This is a genomic window from Achromobacter sp. LC458, from assembly GCF_001005835.2.
Classification (GTDB): Bacteria; Pseudomonadota; Gammaproteobacteria; order Burkholderiales; family Burkholderiaceae_B; genus Achromobacter; species Achromobacter spanius_B.
This window is the reverse complement of the sequence record NZ_LBHW02000040.1, coordinates 1-16708: the sequence shown is the minus strand read 5'-3', so window position 1 is coordinate 16708 and position 16708 is coordinate 1. Positions and strand designations below refer to the sequence as shown.

At 64.5% G+C, this 16708-nt stretch carries 16 protein-coding genes; 3 read left to right on the top strand and 13 right to left on the bottom strand.

Features of this window, described 5'->3' with window-relative positions:
* Positions 1–19 precede the first annotated feature (19 nt).
* The 13 genes from YH64_RS24670 to flgB form a co-directional block, all read right to left on the bottom strand.
* Positions 20–1885: a methyl-accepting chemotaxis protein gene (locus tag YH64_RS24670; protein ID WP_046807736.1), complete on the bottom strand. Its 1866-nt coding sequence runs from the start codon at positions 1883–1885 to the stop codon at positions 20–22.
* Positions 1886–1995: 110 nt separating this feature from the next.
* On the bottom strand, positions 1996–3996 hold the full coding sequence (locus YH64_RS24665; protein WP_046807737.1) for a methyl-accepting chemotaxis protein: 2001 nt from the start codon (positions 3994–3996) through the stop codon (positions 1996–1998).
* Positions 3997–4139: 143 nt separating this feature from the next.
* Complete coding sequence (gene flgL / locus YH64_RS24660) at positions 4140–5399, bottom strand: flagellar hook-associated protein FlgL (protein WP_046807738.1); 1260 nt, start codon at positions 5397–5399, stop codon at positions 4140–4142.
* A 45-nt stretch (positions 5400–5444) separates the two neighbouring features.
* The gene (gene flgK, locus YH64_RS24655; protein ID WP_046807739.1) at positions 5445–7118 is read right to left on the bottom strand and encodes a flagellar hook-associated protein FlgK; all 1674 of its coding nucleotides are present in this window, start codon (positions 7116–7118) and stop codon (positions 5445–5447) included.
* Between the two features lie 73 nt (positions 7119–7191).
* The gene (gene flgJ / locus YH64_RS24650) at positions 7192–8169 is read right to left on the bottom strand and encodes a flagellar assembly peptidoglycan hydrolase FlgJ (RefSeq protein WP_046807740.1); all 978 of its coding nucleotides are present in this window, start codon (positions 8167–8169) and stop codon (positions 7192–7194) included.
* A gap of 5 nt (positions 8170–8174) precedes the next feature.
* The gene (locus YH64_RS24645) at positions 8175–9311 is read right to left on the bottom strand and encodes a flagellar basal body P-ring protein FlgI (RefSeq protein WP_046807741.1); all 1137 of its coding nucleotides are present in this window, start codon (positions 9309–9311) and stop codon (positions 8175–8177) included.
* Positions 9312–9313: 2 nt separating this feature from the next.
* Positions 9314–10003, bottom strand: a complete 690-nt coding sequence (locus YH64_RS24640; RefSeq protein ID WP_046807742.1) for a flagellar basal body L-ring protein FlgH — start codon at positions 10001–10003, stop codon at positions 9314–9316.
* Complete coding sequence (gene flgG / locus YH64_RS24635; RefSeq protein WP_006219047.1) at positions 10003–10788, bottom strand: flagellar basal-body rod protein FlgG; 786 nt, start codon at positions 10786–10788, stop codon at positions 10003–10005. Before flgG ends, YH64_RS24640 begins: the two co-directional genes overlap by 1 nt.
* A 64-nt stretch (positions 10789–10852) precedes the next feature.
* A complete protein-coding gene (locus YH64_RS24630; RefSeq protein ID WP_046807743.1) occupies positions 10853–11614 on the bottom strand; it encodes a flagellar basal body rod protein FlgF in 762 nt (253 codons plus the stop codon).
* 33 nt (positions 11615–11647) lie between these two features.
* Positions 11648–13126 (bottom strand): flagellar hook-basal body complex protein, encoded by a 1479-nt coding sequence (locus YH64_RS24625; protein WP_046807744.1) that lies wholly within the window; start codon positions 13124–13126, stop codon positions 11648–11650.
* Between the two features lie 69 nt (positions 13127–13195).
* Complete coding sequence (locus tag YH64_RS24620; protein WP_046807745.1) at positions 13196–13894, bottom strand: FlgD immunoglobulin-like domain containing protein; 699 nt, start codon at positions 13892–13894, stop codon at positions 13196–13198.
* 20 nt (positions 13895–13914) lie between these two features.
* Positions 13915–14334 carry a flagellar basal body rod protein FlgC gene (gene flgC, locus YH64_RS24615; protein ID WP_046807746.1) on the bottom strand — a complete coding sequence of 140 codons (420 nt, stop codon included), beginning with the start codon at positions 14332–14334 and terminating at the stop codon, positions 13915–13917.
* Between the two features lie 22 nt (positions 14335–14356).
* Positions 14357–14764, bottom strand: a complete 408-nt coding sequence (flgB, locus tag YH64_RS24610; RefSeq protein WP_006219042.1) for a flagellar basal body rod protein FlgB — start codon at positions 14762–14764, stop codon at positions 14357–14359.
* A gap of 177 nt (positions 14765–14941) precedes the next feature.
* Between flgB and flgA the strand changes: the two genes are divergently transcribed.
* From flgA to YH64_RS24595, 3 genes are all read left to right on the top strand, one after another.
* Complete coding sequence (gene flgA, locus YH64_RS24605; protein ID WP_046807747.1) at positions 14942–15658, top strand: flagellar basal body P-ring formation chaperone FlgA; 717 nt, start codon at positions 14942–14944, stop codon at positions 15656–15658.
* Between the two features lie 127 nt (positions 15659–15785).
* On the top strand, positions 15786–16079 hold the full coding sequence (gene flgM / locus YH64_RS24600) for a flagellar biosynthesis anti-sigma factor FlgM (protein WP_046807748.1): 294 nt from the start codon (positions 15786–15788) through the stop codon (positions 16077–16079).
* 37 nt (positions 16080–16116) lie between these two features.
* Entirely contained in the window at positions 16117–16596 is a 480-nt protein-coding gene (locus YH64_RS24595; RefSeq protein WP_046807750.1) for a flagella synthesis protein FlgN, read from the top strand.
* Positions 16597–16708 lie beyond the last annotated feature (112 nt).

Sequence of the window (16708 nt, the reverse complement as noted above, 5' to 3'; positions counted from 1 at the left end):
TTCGCCGGCTGCGCCGGCATCAAAAAGATTCCCAGTCGTCGTCGGACGGCGCGGTGCGGCGGCTCGGCGCGGGGGCCGGTTTGGCCTCACCTGCCGGGGCGGCGGCGCGCGGTGCCGGACGACGCACCGGACGTGTCGCGGTGGCGCCTTCAGCGGCGGCGGCCGGCTTGGCTCGCGTGGCATGCGTCAGGCGCACGGCCGGCGCGGCGCGCGCGGGTGCCGGCGCTTCGGCGGGCGCCTCGGACGCGGCAGCCGGTGCGGCCACGCGCGGCGCGCGACGCTGCGGTTGCTGCTGCGCCAGCTGGCGAGCCGGCACTTCGATGACTTCACCCGCATTGATCTTGAACACGGCCACGGCCTGGACCAGACGTTCGGCCTGCTCTTGCAACGAACCGGCCGCCGCGGCGGCTTCTTCCACCAGCGCCGCGTTCTGCTGCGTCACTTCGTCCATCTGCGACACGGCGCGGTTGACCTGGTCGATGCCGCTGGACTGCTCGTCCGAGGCCGCCGAGATCTCACCCATGATGTCCGTCACGCGTTTCACCGACGCGACGATTTCCTGCATGGTCGCGCCTGCGCGTTCGACCTGCTGCGAACCCGCGCCAACCTTGTTGACGGAGTCTTCGATCAAGCCCTTGATTTCCTTGGCGGCCTGCGCGCTGCGCTGCGCCAGCGAGCGCACTTCGCCCGCCACCACGGCAAAGCCCTTGCCCTGCTCGCCCGCACGCGCCGCTTCCACGGCGGCGTTCAGCGCCAGGATGTTGGTCTGGAAGGCGATGCCATCAATGACGGACACGATTTCCGAGATCTTGCGCGAGCTGGCTGAGATGTCGTGCATGGTGTTGACCACTTCCGACACCGCCGAACCGCCCCGCTCCGCCACGTCCGACGCGCTGGCCGCCAACTGGTTGGCCTGGCGCGCGTTGTCGGCGTTCTGCTTGACGGTAGATGCCAGCTGCTCCATCGACGCGGCGGTTTCCTGCAAGGAAGCGGCTTGCTGCTCGGTGCGGCTGGACAGGTCCGTGTTGCCAGCGGAGATTTCACGCGAGCCCACGTTGATTTCGTCCACGCCACGGCGCACGGCCGACACGGTGCGCGTCAGGCTTTCCTGCATGCGCTTGACCGCCGCCATCAAATGGCCAATTTCATTGGACGAGGTGGCTTCCACGCGCACGGTCAGGTCGCCGCCCGCGATCTTGTCAAAGCTCTCGCTGACGGCGCGCAAGGGGCGCAGGATGACGCGGTTCATGAACAGGAAGGCGCCCAGCGACACGGCCAGGATCAACGCGGCCAGGCCCAGGTACACAAACGTCATCGTGGACGCCTGCGAGCGCGCGGCCTGCACTTCTTGTTCGCTGAAGGTATTGATGGTGCCGGCGAAATCGCTCAGCTGCTTGAAGAACGCACCGCTGGCGGCGCCCGCCTTGGTGTTCTTCAGCGTCAGGTACGTCGCGGCGTCGCCCTTGTCCAGCGCGCCCATCATGGCCTGCAAGGCCCCCGAGAAGGCGTTGAACGTCGCAATCAGCTCGCCTTCCGCCGTCTTGCTCATGGTCGTGAGCTTGGGCACGGCCTTGAACGCTTCCATCTTCTTGTTCGCATCGCCGATCAGTTGCTGCACGGTGCGCGAGTTGTCGGCGGCGCCGTTCGCGTCGCCCGCCGCACGTTGCGCAGCGGCGATATCCGCACGGATCGTGGCGCGCAACATCTGCGTGTACGCGTCCTTGATCAGATTGCTTTGCTGCACGCTCAGCGAATCCAGCGCGTTGATCGTGACAGCACTGGCCTGCATGCTGTTCCAGCCCAAACCAATTGCAACCAGTGCGGCCAGGGCAACTGCCAACTGAGCGAGCATCAAGCCCGTGCGCACCTTCAGATTGCTAAACATGTTCCAAGAGTTCCGGTAGTCGTCCCGGCGGCACGCTGTGGCCGCCGGTCCGTAAAGGGGGGGTACTGTTCGTAATCGACTGCCTGTTCAATGCACTGACGTGGGTTGCGTCAGAAGGACTCCCAATCATCATCCGCGGGCGGCGGACGGCGGCTGGCGGCGGGCGCGGAGGGCGACGTTGCCGCTCCGCCCGCGCCGGCGCCATCAGCGCGCGTCGCCGGGCGGCGCAACGGACGCACCACCGTGGCGGCGGTAGCCGCCGGCTTGGGGCGCGCCACCTGGGTCTTGCGCGGCGCGGGCGCAGGCGCGGCCGCCGGGGCGGGTGCGGGCTGCGTCGGCGCTTCGTATTCGTCGTCCGACTCTTGCGTTGCCGGTTCGGCAGCGGCCGGCATCGGCTTGGCCAGGCGCGCGGCAGAGGCGCGAGGGGCGGACGATGACGGGGTCGATGCGCGGGCGTGGGTGGAGGCGTGGGTGGAAGCTTGCGGCGGCGATTGCGGCGACGACACGCGCGGCGCGCTTTGCTGCGCGGCAAGTTGACGCGCCGGCACTTCGATGACTTCGCCCGCATTGATCTTGAACACCGCCACGGCTTCCGCCAGGCGTTGGGCCTGCTCTTGCAGCGAGCCCGCCGCAGCGGCCGCTTCTTCCACCAGCGCCGCGTTCTGCTGCGTCACTTCGTCCATCTGCGAGACGGCGCGGTTGACCTGGTCGATGCCGCTGGATTGTTCTTCCGACGCGGCCGAGATCTCGCCCATGATGTCCGTCACGCGCTTCACGGAGGCCACGATTTCCTGCATCGTCGCGCCTGCGCGTTCGACCTGCTGCGAACCCGCGCCAACCTTGTTGACGGAGTCTTCGATCAAGCCCTTGATTTCCTTGGCCGCCTGCGCGCTGCGCTGCGCCAGCGAGCGCACTTCGCCCGCCACCACCGCAAAGCCCTTGCCCTGCTCACCCGCGCGCGCCGCTTCCACGGCGGCGTTCAGCGCCAGGATGTTGGTCTGGAACGCGATGCCATCAATGACGGAAACGATTTCCGAGATCTTGCGCGAGCTGGCAGAAATGCCCTGCATCGTGCTGACCACTTCCGACACCGCCGAACCACCGCGCTCGGCCACGTCGGACGCGCTGGCAGCCAGCTGATTGGCCTGGCGAGCGTTGTCGGCGTTCTGCTTGACGGTGGACGCCAGTTGCTCCATCGACGCAGCGGTTTCTTCCAGCGAGGCGGCTTGTTGTTCCGTACGGCTGGACAGGTCGGTGTTGCCGGCGGAAATTTCCCGCGCGCCCACGTTGATCTCGTCCACGCCACGGCGCACCGTGGCCACCGTGCGCGTCAGGCTTTCCTGCATGCGCTTGATGGCGGCAAACAGCTGGCCGATTTCATTGGTGCTGCGCACGTCGATACGGCCCGTGAAGTCGCCACCGGAAATCTTGTCGAAGTGCTCGCCCGCATGATGCAGCGGACGCAGCACCGTGCGGTTGATGAACAGCCAGCAGCCCAGCGCCAACAGCAGCGAAATGGCCAGCAGTGCAATGGTGACCGTGCGCGAGATGCGATGGTCGACCTCGGCCTGCACCACCAATTCGTCAGTGCGCGCATCGACAAACTGCAAGACGCCATACACGCCTTCGCGGAACGCCGTGTTGGCGGCGCCGCCGGCATCGTTCAGGTCCAGATAATCTTGAATGGCCAGGTTCGCCAGCGCGGCGGCCTGACGCTTGTAGACGTCTTCGAACTGCTTGTAGCCGGCTTCCAGCTTTTGAACCACGGCGTCCGAGCCCGGCATGCGGGGGTTTTTGCGGAAGGCGTCCAGCTGTTGGTTGCCCTCCTGCATCAGCGCGTCGGCGCGCTTGGCCTGCGAGGTGGCCTGCTCGGTCTTGCCCTGCTGCATGTCCATCAGCGAATTGGCCAGCAGCAAGCGGCCACGCAGGAATGCGGCGTACGCGCGATTGAGCTGGGTCGCCTGATTGGAATAGGCGTCATTGACCTGTTCCAGCTTGGCGTTGCTGGAATTGAGACCCATCCACGCCACGCCGTTCGACGCGAACATGGCGGCCGTGAAGAGCAACAGCACCAGGACGATACAGGTGCGGACTTTCAAATTGACAAGCATGAAATACCCGAGCGTTAAGCAACGTGAAACGACACAACCTACCCTGAACGCAACCACGGACGCCCCGGCCCTTGACCGGAAGCGTCCGAGAGTGGCGCACTAGGCTCAAGCCCTATCCTGGCCCGGCCTGGAAAACCTGCCGCTTATTTGCGGCTGAAAAGGCTGGATCCCTGGATGGTCAGGAACGCGCCGGACGCGGCTTGCAGCGCCACCTGGCGCAAGGCAAGCTGGCTGGTGCCGGCGTAGTAATCCAGATCTTCCAGGTCCGACAACGTCTTGGAATACGTCAGGCCCTTCTTCGTGCCGGTCGCGTCCAGCGCTTCCAGCTCGTTCATGCGGGCGCCGACCGAAGCCGCCACGGTCAGGACGTTGTCGTAGTTGTTCGACAACTTCTTGTTGGCCGTGGCCAGTTCGTTGTTCAGCTTGGCCAGGGCAACTTCATCACCGGCGATCGGCGAATCCAGCACCTTGATCAGGCTGTCCAGCGTGTTGAACATATCCAGGTCCGCCGACTGCACGGACTCGACATTGATGACATCGCCGTTGGCCGGCGTGCCCTTGATCACAACCGACACGCCACCGAAGTCGATGGCCGCGCCATCGGTATAGGGCGTGGCGGTGGCGGGCGGCGCGGGCGTGACGACGGGCGGCACGGGCGGGTTAGCATTCGGGTCCGTCGTGGTGACGCGGTAGCCCATGCTGCCCGTGGTGGGGTCCGCTTCGAACTGGACCTGGAAATTCTTGCCGATGTTGGCCGAACCCGGCGTGACCGACACCGTGCTGAACTGCGCCGTGCCGGTGTTGCCGTTGGCGGCGGTGCTGACGTAAGCCTGCGAACCGGGGTTGGCGCGGCCGAACACATCGCTGCCCAGATCGCTGGTGGACAACTGGCGCGATTGGTCCACCTGCACCGTGCGTTCGCCGGTGGCGCCGCTGTAGACGATCTTGCCCGTGGTGTCCTGCGAGTAAGGCACCACGCCGCCCTGATAGCCCGAGAACACGTACTGGCCGTTGCCGTCCGTACTGTTCGCCAGGCCCAGCAGTGCGTCGCGGGCGCTTTTCAGCGCGGTCGACAAGGCTTGGCGGTCGCTGTCGGCAAACGTGCCGTTACCGGCCTGGATGACGCGGGTGCGCACGTCCTGCAACGCGGTGGTGATGGACTCCAGGACGTTGCTTTCCTGCCCCAGGTTCGTCATGGCCGTGTCACGGTTCATGCCGTACGTGCTGTTCATGCTCTTGGTCTGCGCCACGCCGATGGACAGCGAAGCCGACAGGGGATCGTCCGCGGGCGTCAGAAACTTGCGACCGCTGCCGACCTGTTCAACCAGGCGGTTCATGTCGGATTCCTGAGCCATAATGCCGCTCAGGCCGTTCGCGTACATCATCGAGGTGCTCAAGCGCATGGTCCAGCTCCGAATTGCTTTTTAGTCATCACAGTAAAGATCGCCTTAGCCGCGCAGGCCCAACAGCGTGTCGAACACGGTGCTGGCCACATCGATGATGCGGGCGCTGGCTTGGTACTGCTCTTGATAGATCGACAGGCTGACGTATTCTTCGTTCAGGTTCACGCCCGACACCGCCTGCTGGGCAGCCGTCGTCTGCTTGATCAGGTTGGCCTGCGCCGTGGCGGCCGTCTTCACCTGGGCGGTCTGCACACCCACCGTGTTCACCACCAGGGCGAACATGTCCGTCGTGCTCATCGTGCCGTGGCCCAACACCTTGGCGCTTTGCAGTTGCGCCAGCTTCAGGGCGTTCTTGCCGTTGGCGTCGCCGCCGTCGGCGTCGGCCGCGGCCACTTTTTCCGGGTCGGTGATCAGCACGTTGATGTCACGCGCGGCATCGCGGGTGGGCGACAGCGACCACTTGTCGCCGGCTTGCGGCGGCGCGTCGATCGTCAGCGTCACGCCCATCTCGGCGTCCAGGTTCAGCGTGGCGTTCGGCGGCGTGCCGGTCGCGGGGCCGTTGTACACGCGCGCGCCTTCCGGCATGCGCAGCACCTGATAGTTGGTGCCGTCGAACGAGATCTCGTAGTCCTTGGCGTTGATGTTGTTCAACGTGGTGAACTGGCCGGTCAGCTGCGCGTTGCTCTTGTTCGCGGTGTTGGGCACGCCCGTGGGTGAGCCGATACTGAAAAAGTCGGTGCCCGGGTTGCCGTTCTGGTCCAGGCCCTGCTTGTGTTGCTCGTTGAACGACAGTGCCAGGCCAACGGCCATCTGGCCCAGCTGGTTCTGCATCGTGTCCAGCGACGTCGCGCGAAACTGCAACAGGCCGCCCAGGCTGCCGCCCGTGACGTCGCTGTCGTTCATTTCAACGGCGACGGTCTTGCCCGAACCGGCCGGCAGCGTGTAGGCCACGACCGTGCGGCTGGCGTCCTTGGACGAGGCCACCGCTTGCAGCGGATACAGCGTCGTGCCCGACAGCAGCGACTGGCCGCCCTTGGTCAACGAAATATTGATCTTGTTGCCCTGCTCGTAGGTGGTGATGCCCACGATCTGGTTCAGTTCCAACACCGCCTGGTCGCGCTGGTCGAGCAAGTCGTTGGGGGGGCTGCCGTTGGCCTTGCCGGCGGCCAGCGAAATCTGCGTGTTCAGGTCGTCGATGCGGCTCAGGTAGCTGTTGACCTGATCCACCGTCGTGGTGATCTGCGTGTTCAGCCCTTCACGCTGGTTCTGCATCTCGGAATAGGCCGAGCGGATCTGCGTGGTCAAGCTGTTGGCCTTGCCCAGCAGGTCGGCGCGGGCCGCCGGGTCGGCAGGCTTGCTGGCAACCGTGTTCATGCTGGTGAAGAAATCGGTCAGGCCCGGGGCGATGCCCACGGTGCGGTCGGCGAACAGATTGTTGATCTGCGACACCTGTGCAAACTGCGTCTGCAATTGCGCACCGCTGCCTTGCGCGCCGACCAGCTGCTTGTACAGGAAGCTGTCGTAGCTGCGCTCAACCGTGTCCACTTGCACGCCGCGGCCGATGTAACCGTTGGCGGTGGCTTGGGCGCCGGCGGTCGAGGTCAGGACGCGCTGGCGGTTGTAGCCGACCGTGGTGGCATTGTTGATGTTGTGGCTGGTGGTTGCCAGGCCGGCCTGGGCGGCGTTCAGCCCGCCCAGCGCTGTTTTGTACAAGTTCATGCTGACAATGCCCCGTATGTAACCGCAGCTGATATTTCTGGATACTCCAATAACGGCAGGAGATCGTCCAAATTTAGAGTCCTTCCAACATCTGGCGAGAAATTTCCACGTTGGAGGCCGCGCCGCGCAATTGGCCCATGATGCCGATCAGTTTTTGTGCATAACGCGGGTCGGTTGCGTAGCCCGCGTCCTGGATCTTGCGTGCCGCGTCGATCTCGTTGCGCGCCTGGGTAACGGCCTCGTAGCGGGGGCTGTTGCCAATCAGGCGGGCGTAGTCCGAGAACGATTCCTCGTAAGAGGAATAGGCACGGAACGGCTGCGTCACCTTTTTGGCAACGCCGCCTTCGTATTCGGTGGTCAGCACGTTGACGACCTTGCCGTTCCAGCTTGCGCCTGCCTTGATACCGAACAGGTTGTAGCTGGTGCTGCCGTCCGGGTGCTTGATTTCGCGCTTGCCCCAGCCCGATTCCAACGCCGCCTGACCCATGATCAGGCGAGCCGGCACGCCGCTTTGCTGCGACGCCAGGTTGGCCGCGCGCGACATCTTCGACACGAAGTCCACCACGTGCTCGGGCGCGCCTTCGGCGGCGGCCAGCGCGCGGTCGCTGGGACGGTTGTTGCGCATCACGTTCAGCAGCGCCGACACTTCGCGCGAACCGCCCGTGCGGAAGTCCAGGTCGCCGCCCTGCCCGATCGCGCGCACCGCCTCGTCGGACATGTCCGCCGGCTTGCCTTGCTGCATCTGCGACAGGATGGATTGCGTCAGGCCGATGCCGGGCGAAGCCAGGTGCAGCGCCAATTGCTCGTCGGCCATGGACTGCATCATTTGCGTCTGCTGCGAATCGAACAGGCCTTCCTTGGGCGTGGCCTCGCGCATGCGCTTGACCATCATTTGCAGGAACAGGGCTTCGAACTGCTTGGCCACCTGCTTTTGCTGCTCGGTGCCGGCGGGGTCTTTCTTGACGTCGCGCTTCAGGTCCGACAAGCGGCCCATGTCAAAGACCGATTCCTGGCGGCCCGCGCCGCTTGCCGCATCTTGAGTAATCGCCATGGCCGTCAGATGATTTCCAGTTCGGCGCGCAAGGCGCCGGCGCTTTTCATGGCCTGCAAGATGGCCAGCAGGTCCTGCGGCGTGGCGCCCAGGGCATTCAGGCCCTTGACCACATCAGCCAGGTTGGCGCTGGTGCTTACGCGCTGCAACGAGCCGTTGTCCTGGCGCACTTCGATCTGCGTGTTGGGCACCACCACGGTCTGCCCTTCCGTGAACGGGGTGTCCGGTTGCGACACCTGGTTCTGGCGGTTGATGATGACCGACAGGTTGCCGTGGGCCACGGCCGCCTCTTCGATCATGACCGTGCGGTTCATCACGACGGAACCGGTGCGGGCGTTGATGATGACCTTGGCCACCGTGGGCGCGCGCGCCACCTGCAAGTCTTCCACTTGCGACAGGAAGCGCGCCTGCGACGACTGCTCCATGGGCGTGCGCACCTGCACCACACGGCCGTCCAGCGCGGTGGCCGTGCCTTGGCCAAACTTGCGGTTCAGGGCCTGCGCCACGTTCTGCGCGGTGCCGAAGTCGGTGTTGTTCAGTTCGACGTGGATGTAGCCGTCGCGCGAGAACGTGGTGGGCACGCCGCGTTCGACGATGGCGCCCGCGCTGATGCGGCCGCCGTTCAATTGGTTGATCTGCACGCTGGAGCCGCCGGCCGATGCGCCCGCGCCGCCGACCAGGATGTTGCCCTGGGCGATGGCGTAGACCTGGCTGTCCGCGCCCTTGAGCGGGGTCATCAGCAAGGTGCCGCCGCGCAGGCTCTTGGCGTTACCCATGGACGACACCACCACGTCCAGCGTCTGGCCGGGCCGCGCGAACGCGGGCAAGGTGGTGGTGACCATGACGGCCGCCACGTTCTTCAATTGCATGTTGCTGCCGGCGGGCACGGTGATGCCCAGCTGCGAGAGCATGTTGGTCAGGCTTTGCTGCGTGAAAGGCGTCTGGCGAACCTGGTCGCCGCTGCCGTCCAGGCCCACGACCAGGCCGTAGCCGATCAGCTGGTTGCCCCGCACGCCCTGGATCGAGGCCAGGTCCTTGAGCCGCTCGGCGTGCGCCGCGCCGGCGCCGGCCACCAGCCCTACCGCCACGCACACACGGGCGAACAGGGACAGCATGGCGGATATGGAGGTGGGTTTTGTCATGGTCAGAACGGCGAAGCAAGCAGGAAGAAGCGTTGCAGCCAGCCCATGGTCTGAACTTCGTCCATGACGCCCTTGCTGCGATATTCGATGCGGGCGTCGGCCACCTGCGTGGACGACACGGTGTTCGTGCCGGTGATGGAGCGCGGGTCGACCACCCCGGCAAAGCGTACGTATTCGCTGCCGCGGTTGATCGCGATCTGCTTCTCGCCAGCCACCTGCAAATTGCCGTTCGACATCACGCCCACGACCGTCGTGGTGATGGTGCCGGTAAAGGCATTGTTGGCGGTGCTGTCGCCCTTGCCCTGCGCCACGTTGCCGCCCTTGGCGTCGGTGTTCAGGTTAGCGCCCGCCCAGCTGTCCATGAAGGACGGCGCGGCGGCGATACCCAGCGTGGCCGATCCGGTGCGGTTCGTATTCGTCGCCACGTTCTTGGACGCATTGGTGCGTTCGTTCAGCACGATGGTGACGATGTCGCCCACGTTGCGCGGACGACGATCCTCGAACAACGGATAGTTGCCGTACGTGGTGGGCTGATAGATCGAGCCCGTCGGCTGCGCCATCGGCATGGGCGGCGGCGGCGGCGCGGCCGTGGTCGGCCCGGTCACGATGGGCTCGGGCGGGATCATGGCGCAACCGGCCGCCAGCATAGCCAGCGCCGCAGCGAATACCAGACGCAGGACAGACATGGGCATCACAGTTGGGTCAGGCGGGCCAGCATCTCGTCAGAGGTCTTGACGGCCTTGCTGTTCATTTCGTAGGCGCGCTGGGTCGTGATCATGTTGACCAGTTCCTCAGCCACGTTCACGTTGGACGTTTCAACGTAGTTCTGCATGATCGAACCCGCGCCGTCCACGCCCGGTTGCAGCAGGTTGGCGGGGCCCGATGCATCCGTTTCCAGATACAGGTTTTCGCCGATGCTTTGCAGGCCGGTGGGGTTGATGAAGGTGGCGATCTGCAACTGGCCGATCTGCACGTTCACGCCGGCGGCGCCGGGCTGGGTCACCGAGACGATGCCGTCCTTGCCGATGGAGATGGACAAGGCGTTGTCCGGCACGTTCATGGGCGGCTGGATGACGTAACCGCTGACGGTGGTCAGCTGGCCGTTCTGGTCGCGTTGCAGGGCGCCGTCACGGGTGTAGCCCTGGGTGCCGTCGGGCAGTTCGACTTGCAGGAAGCCACGGCCGTTGATGGCGATGTCCATTTCGCCGCCCGTGTTGTTCAGGTTGCCGGCGGTGTGGATGCGCTCGGTGGCGGCCACGCGGGCGCCCGTGCCCAATTGCAGGCCGGACGGCAGTTGCGTGGCGTCGCCCACTTGTGCACCGGGCTGGCGCAGCGTCTGGTACATCAAGTCCTGGAACACGGCGCGGCCGCGCTTGAACCCGTTGGTGGAAACGTTGGCCAAGTTGTTCGAGATCACGTCCATGGAGGTCTGTTGACCTTCCAGGCCCGTTTTGGCAATCCACAACGAACGCATCATGATGAAGTACTCCTGGTGCCGCGGCAGCGCCGCGCGCGAAATTTGGGTTGAATCAGCGGCCGAGTCAGCTGACGGACAAGATGCCGTTGGCGCGTTCGGCGTTACGGTCCGACTGCTGGATCACCTGCATCTGCTGCTCGAAGCGGCGGGCGTTTTCAATCATGCCTACCATCGCTTTCATCGGATTGGTGTTGCTGCCTTCCAGCACGCCGGACAGCAGGCGCAGGCTGGGGTCCGCCGGCGCGGGCGGCGCGGGCTGGCCATTGACCGGCGCCAGGCGGAACACGCCGTCGTCGCCATGCACCAGTTGCGCGTTGTTCGGGTTGGCCAGCTTCAGGCGACCGAGGTTCAGAATATTGTTCGGGCCGTCGCCGGCGCCGATGGCCGTGATGGTGCCGTCGGACGTGATCGTCAGCGAGGCCTGGTCGGGCACATCGATGGGGCCGCCCTGGTCGGACAGCACCGGTTGGCCCAGCGAGGTCTGCAACAGGCCGTTGATGCCCACTTGCAGGCTGCCGCCGCGCGTATAGGCTTCGCCTTGCGGCGTCTGCACGGCGATCCAGCCGTTCTCGCTGGCCAGTGCCACGTCCAGGTCGCGGCCCGTGGTCTGCATGTTGCCCATTTCAAAGCTGTTGCCCGGGGTCGAGGCCACCGTCGAAACACGCGTGGGCAGGCTCACTCCGTCCGTCACGGGAACCGAGCGGTACAGCGCGATCTGCTCGCGAAAGCCCGTCGTGTTCACGTTGGCCATGTTGTTCGAAATCGCGGCCTGCTGCTCAGTGATACGTGCCGCGCCATTCATGGCGGTGTAGATGATTCTGTCCATTGCCTATTCCGTCGGTGTCGTCGCGAGCCAGCTTTACTTCAGGTTCATCAGGACTTGCATGATTTCGTCCTGGGTCTTGATGGTTTGCGAGTTGGCCTGGTAGGTGCGCTGGGCAATGATCATGTTGACCAGTTCCTTGCTCATGTCGACGTTGGACGCTTCCGTCGCCTGACCCACCACCTTGGACATGCCGTTGGTGCCCGGCTGACCCAGGATCGGCTGGCCCGAGGCGGACGTTTCCGTCCACGCGTTGTTGCCCACCGGTTGCAGGCCTTGCAGGTTCGAGAAGTCGGCCAGCACGATGTTGCCGACCACTTGCGTTTCACCGTTGGTGTAGCTGGCCACCAGGCTGCCGTCGCCGCCGATGTTGATGCCGCTGAATTCACCGGAGGTGTAGCCGTCGGGCTTGGCAACCAGCTTGTAGTTGCTGCCGTACTGCGTGGTGCCGGTGTAGTTCATGGCGATGCTGATGGGGTCGGCGGGCGTGGTGGTGCCGCCGGGCTGGGCAAAGCTCAAGGTCACGACTGGGGCGCTGGTCAGCGCGCCGGCCTTGTTGAACGTGAACTGCTGGGGGGTGCCCCAGACGCCGCCCGCTTCGGTCGTGGGCGCCATGGCCTGGCCGTCCATCGTGTAGTAGACGTCGTACACGCTGTTGCCGGCGGCATCCGCCGGGCGCTTGACGAAGTACTGCATCACCTGGTGCGAGTTACCCAGCGAATCGAACACCGTCATGGGCGACGCGTTGGTGTAGCTGTTGGACACCGTGGGGTCGAACGGACGGCCGATTTCGGTGACGGCGGCGGTGTACTCCGTGAAGCCTGGCATCACAGAGAGATCGTCCGTGACCAAGCCGTTAGCGCCAACGTTAATCGTGTTGGTGCCATCGGTAATGGGCCCGGACGGTACTAGTGCACCGGTAGCAGCATTCCGAAGCTCTGCGGTTCCATTAGCCGTACGAGTAAACGTATAGTTCGTGCCGCTCACAGCGATCGTCCCGGGAACGGGCGGAACAGTCTGCGTATCAACCGGGTAAACCACCTTGGCGTTGGCGTCCAGGTTGGCCACGGTCGTGCCGGTGGCGGTGGCGCGCGGCGCCACGTTGGCCGTCGGCAGTTGCAGTTCGACCGGGTTGGCGCCAATGGCGCCTGCGGGGTAGCCCGTCAGGCGGTAGCCCTGCGCGTTGACGATGAAGTTGTTCTTGTCGACCAGGAATTCGCCATTGCGCGAATACATCACCGCGCCGCTGGTGTCCGTCAGGCGGAACATGCCCTTGGCGCCGTCGATGGCGATATCGTATTCGCCACCACCGCCCTGCACCGTACCGACGGTGAAGCGTTGGTTGATGGCGGCGACCTTGACGCCCAGGCCCACGCGCGAGCTGGCGTACACGTCAGCAAACGAGGCCGTGGCCGACTTGAAGCCGACGGTGCCGGAGTTGGCGATGTTGTTGCCGATCACGTCCAGGTTCTGCGCAGCGGCGTTCAAGCCGCTTAGTCCTTGTCCGAAGCCCATGTTTTCTCTCGCTAATTAATGATGTGGAGCCGTCGCCCGTGCGCCGGCATCGATTCAAATCCGCCCGGTTCAGGCGCCGATAACCTTGCGCACGTCCAACATGCTGGTCTGGCCTTCCAGGCCCAGGTCCAGACGCAGTCCGTTCGTCGAGTAAGCCACGCTCTTGACCTGGCCGTAGCTCAGGACTTCCGCGTTCACCTTCTTGCCGTCGCCGTCGGTTGCCAGCACGGACACGGTGTAAGCGCCCGGCTCCAATGCCACGCCACCGTCGTTCTTGCCATCCCAGTTCAGGGTGTAGACGCCAGTCTTCTGTTCGCCCATTTCAATGGTGCGCACCACGGCGCCGTTCGCGTCGGCGATACGAACCTGGACCTTCTGCGCATCGCTTTGCAGATCCAGGCCGTAGGGGGTGACGACGCGCTCGGCGGCGTTGTCGCCGTCCACGCCGACCTTGACCTTGGAACCCGGGATCAACACGCCCTTGCCGATCATCGACACGGCGTTCATCGACTGGGACACATCGATCTGGCCGCTGATGGCCAGGATGGTGCTCTTCAGGTTGGTGATGCCTTCCACCGTTGCGATCTGCGCCATCTGCGAGGTCAGCTCGGCGTTTTGCATCGGGTTCAGCGGATCCTGGTTCTGCAGCTGCGTCATCAGCAGCTTCAGGAACTGATCTTGCAGGCCCTGCGACGTAATGGAGCTGCCGGCGCCCGCCTGGGCCAGGCCCAAGCCGGTGGTGCTGGTGTTTTGATCGACGGTGGTCATGGATTCACTCTGAGCGGAAATTAGGATTGACCGATGGTCAACGTCTTTTGCATCAAGGACTTGGCGGTGTTCAGCACTTCGACGTTCGCCTGGTACGAGCGCGACGCCGCGATCATGTTGACCGTTTCGGCCACGGGATCGACGTTGGGCATGCTGACGTAGCCCTGGGCGTCGGCCAGCGGATGCTTGGGGTCATAGATCTGCTTGAGCGGCGACGGGTCCTGGATGACGCCGGCAACGCGCACGCCGCCGATCTCCTGCCCCATGGCCTGGCCGGCGGCCGGGTTGACCTGGAATACAACCTGGCGGGCGCGATACGGCTGGCCGTCCGGGCCCACCACGCTGTCGGCGTTGGCCAGGTTGCTGGCCGTGACGTTCATGCGCTGCGACTGCGCGCTGAGCGCCGAACCGGCGATATCGAAAATGCTCAACAAGGACATTGCCTGTTGCTCCCTTTATGGATCAATCCTGAATGGCGGTCTGCATGGTCCGGATGCGGCCGGAGATCATTTGCATCGTGCTCTGGTAGTGCAAGGTGTTGTCGGCGAACTGCACGCGTTCGATGTCCATGTCCACCGTGTTGCCGTCCATGCTGGGCTGGTAAGGCAAACGGAACAGCAGGTCCGTCGGGCCCTGCGACACGGCCTTGGCCGGAATGTGACGCGCGGAGGTCAGCGTCAACGACGTATCGGCCAGGCGCTTGGAATCTTCCATCGCGTTCTGCATCGCCGTCTTGAAGTCGAAATCGCGGGCCTTGTAGTTCGGCGTGTCGGCGTTGGCGATGTTGGACGACAACACTTCCTGGCGCTGCGCGCGCAGTCCCAAAGCCTGCTGGTAGAACCGGAAATCTTCGTTAAGCCTGTCTAGCATCGTGGCGCCTTCGTGCGTTGCAATACGGATAGAGCACGGGACTTCGGACGCACCGTTATCCCATTGGATGACGGAATCATAGGGGCCGACGGTGAAACACAATCAGCCAAATAACCCGCCATTTCTCATCCAATTCACGTATTGCCAAGCCGCTCGGACTCTTACAATTCAGTCATCATGAAAATCTCCGCACGACTTCTCCTCGCGCGCGCAAGCGGCCTTCTTGTCCTGGCATTGGCAGGCAACGAAGCCGCGCTGGCGCAAGACGCCGCCAGCCAGCCGCCCGAGGCCATCGTGAACGCGGCGCAAGACTATCTGCTTGAACAATTGGCCGGCCTGCCCGGGCAGCCCTCGGTGGCCATCGACCCGCCCAGGGTGGACCGCCTGGCGCCCTGCGACGCCATGTCCCCGTTTATGCCGTCGGGCATGAAGCTGCGGTCGCGCATGACGGTGGGTGTGCGATGCAACGCGCCCAAGCCCTGGACGACGTATGTGCAGGCCACTGTCAGCGTGCCCGGGTACTATTACGTCGCTTCGCGGATGATCGCGGCGGGCCAGGCGCTGACGCCGGACGACCTCTCCCCCCGGGACGGCGACCTGGTGTCGCTGCCGCCGGGTGCCATCACCGACCCGCAAACGGTCGTGGGCATGTCGGCCGCTTACCGCATCAACGCCGGCCAGCCGGTGCGTGGCTCGTCGCTGCGCAACGCGCAGTCGGTCATGCGGGGCGCCAACGTTCGGATCAACGCGCGCGGCAACGGATTCGTGGTCAGTAGCGAGGGGCAGGCACTGGACAATGCAGCGCCGGGCGCCACGGTGCAGGTGCGCACCGCCAGCGGCCAGGTGGTCAGCGGTGTAGTGCGTAACGCGGGTCTGGTGGAAATACAACTGTAGGGTCTGTTACAAATCGCGCGACACCATTGGGCAAGCTGCCCTAAAGTTCCTTCCGGCCCTGTCGTTACAGAGACAATAGTAGGCGTATCCGTCGCAAACCGACCCAGGACGCCCTGCGGAGAAAACCTTGAAAATCAATTCGACCACCAACCGGCCCCTTTCGGCCGACGCCGTGAGCCAGCGCCCGGATTCCGCGGTTGCGCAAGCCTATGGCGCAAGCACCCCCTCGGGCTCCAGCAGCTCGCAAGTGGCGTTGAGTTCGGCGTCGCGCAAGATGCTGGCCCTGCAAGACGGTTCGAACGACATCAACGTCGAGCGCGTGGCTGCCATCCGTGCCGCCATTGCCTCGGGCCAGTTGAAGATCGATACCGGCCGCATTGCCGACAGCCTGATCGCCAGTGCGCGCGATCTGCTGAAGTAATCCCGTCCACCGCCCTATCCTCCTTCGAAGCATGACCATGAACCCCGTCGACTCCCTCCAGGCCTGCATGCGTCAGGAAGACGCGCTGATTACCGAGTTTTCAGCCATTCTGGAAGAAGAGACCGAGGTTCTGGTCGGCCCGGGCAACGTCGGCGCGCTGCAAGCCATTACCGAACGCAAGTCGCGCGTGGCACAGCAGCTGGTTGACCTGAGCGGCACGCGCGACGGCCTGTTGGCCGAAATCGGCCTGCCCATCGGCCACGCCGGCACCGAGCAGGCTGCCGTGCTGCATCCGCAGTTGTCGGGGATCTGGCAGGCGCTGTTGACCAAGTCGGCATCGGCCAACGAGATCAACCTGCGCAATGGCGCGTTGATCGATGTGCATCTGCGCTACACGCAGCAGTCGCTGGACGCGCTGCGCGACGTGAACGGCGCAGGCAGCAAGAACGCGACCTATGACGCGTACGGCCGAGGTGCGCGCGGCGCGCCTAATCGCAAACCGATCGTCGCCGGCTGATCCGGCGTATAGTCCCTGGCGCGGCATGCGCGCCAAAATACGCGAATTCTTGTGAAAAGCGCGCGGGATCCCTAACGGGATACCGCGCGCTTTTTGCTGGACAGGAGTGCCG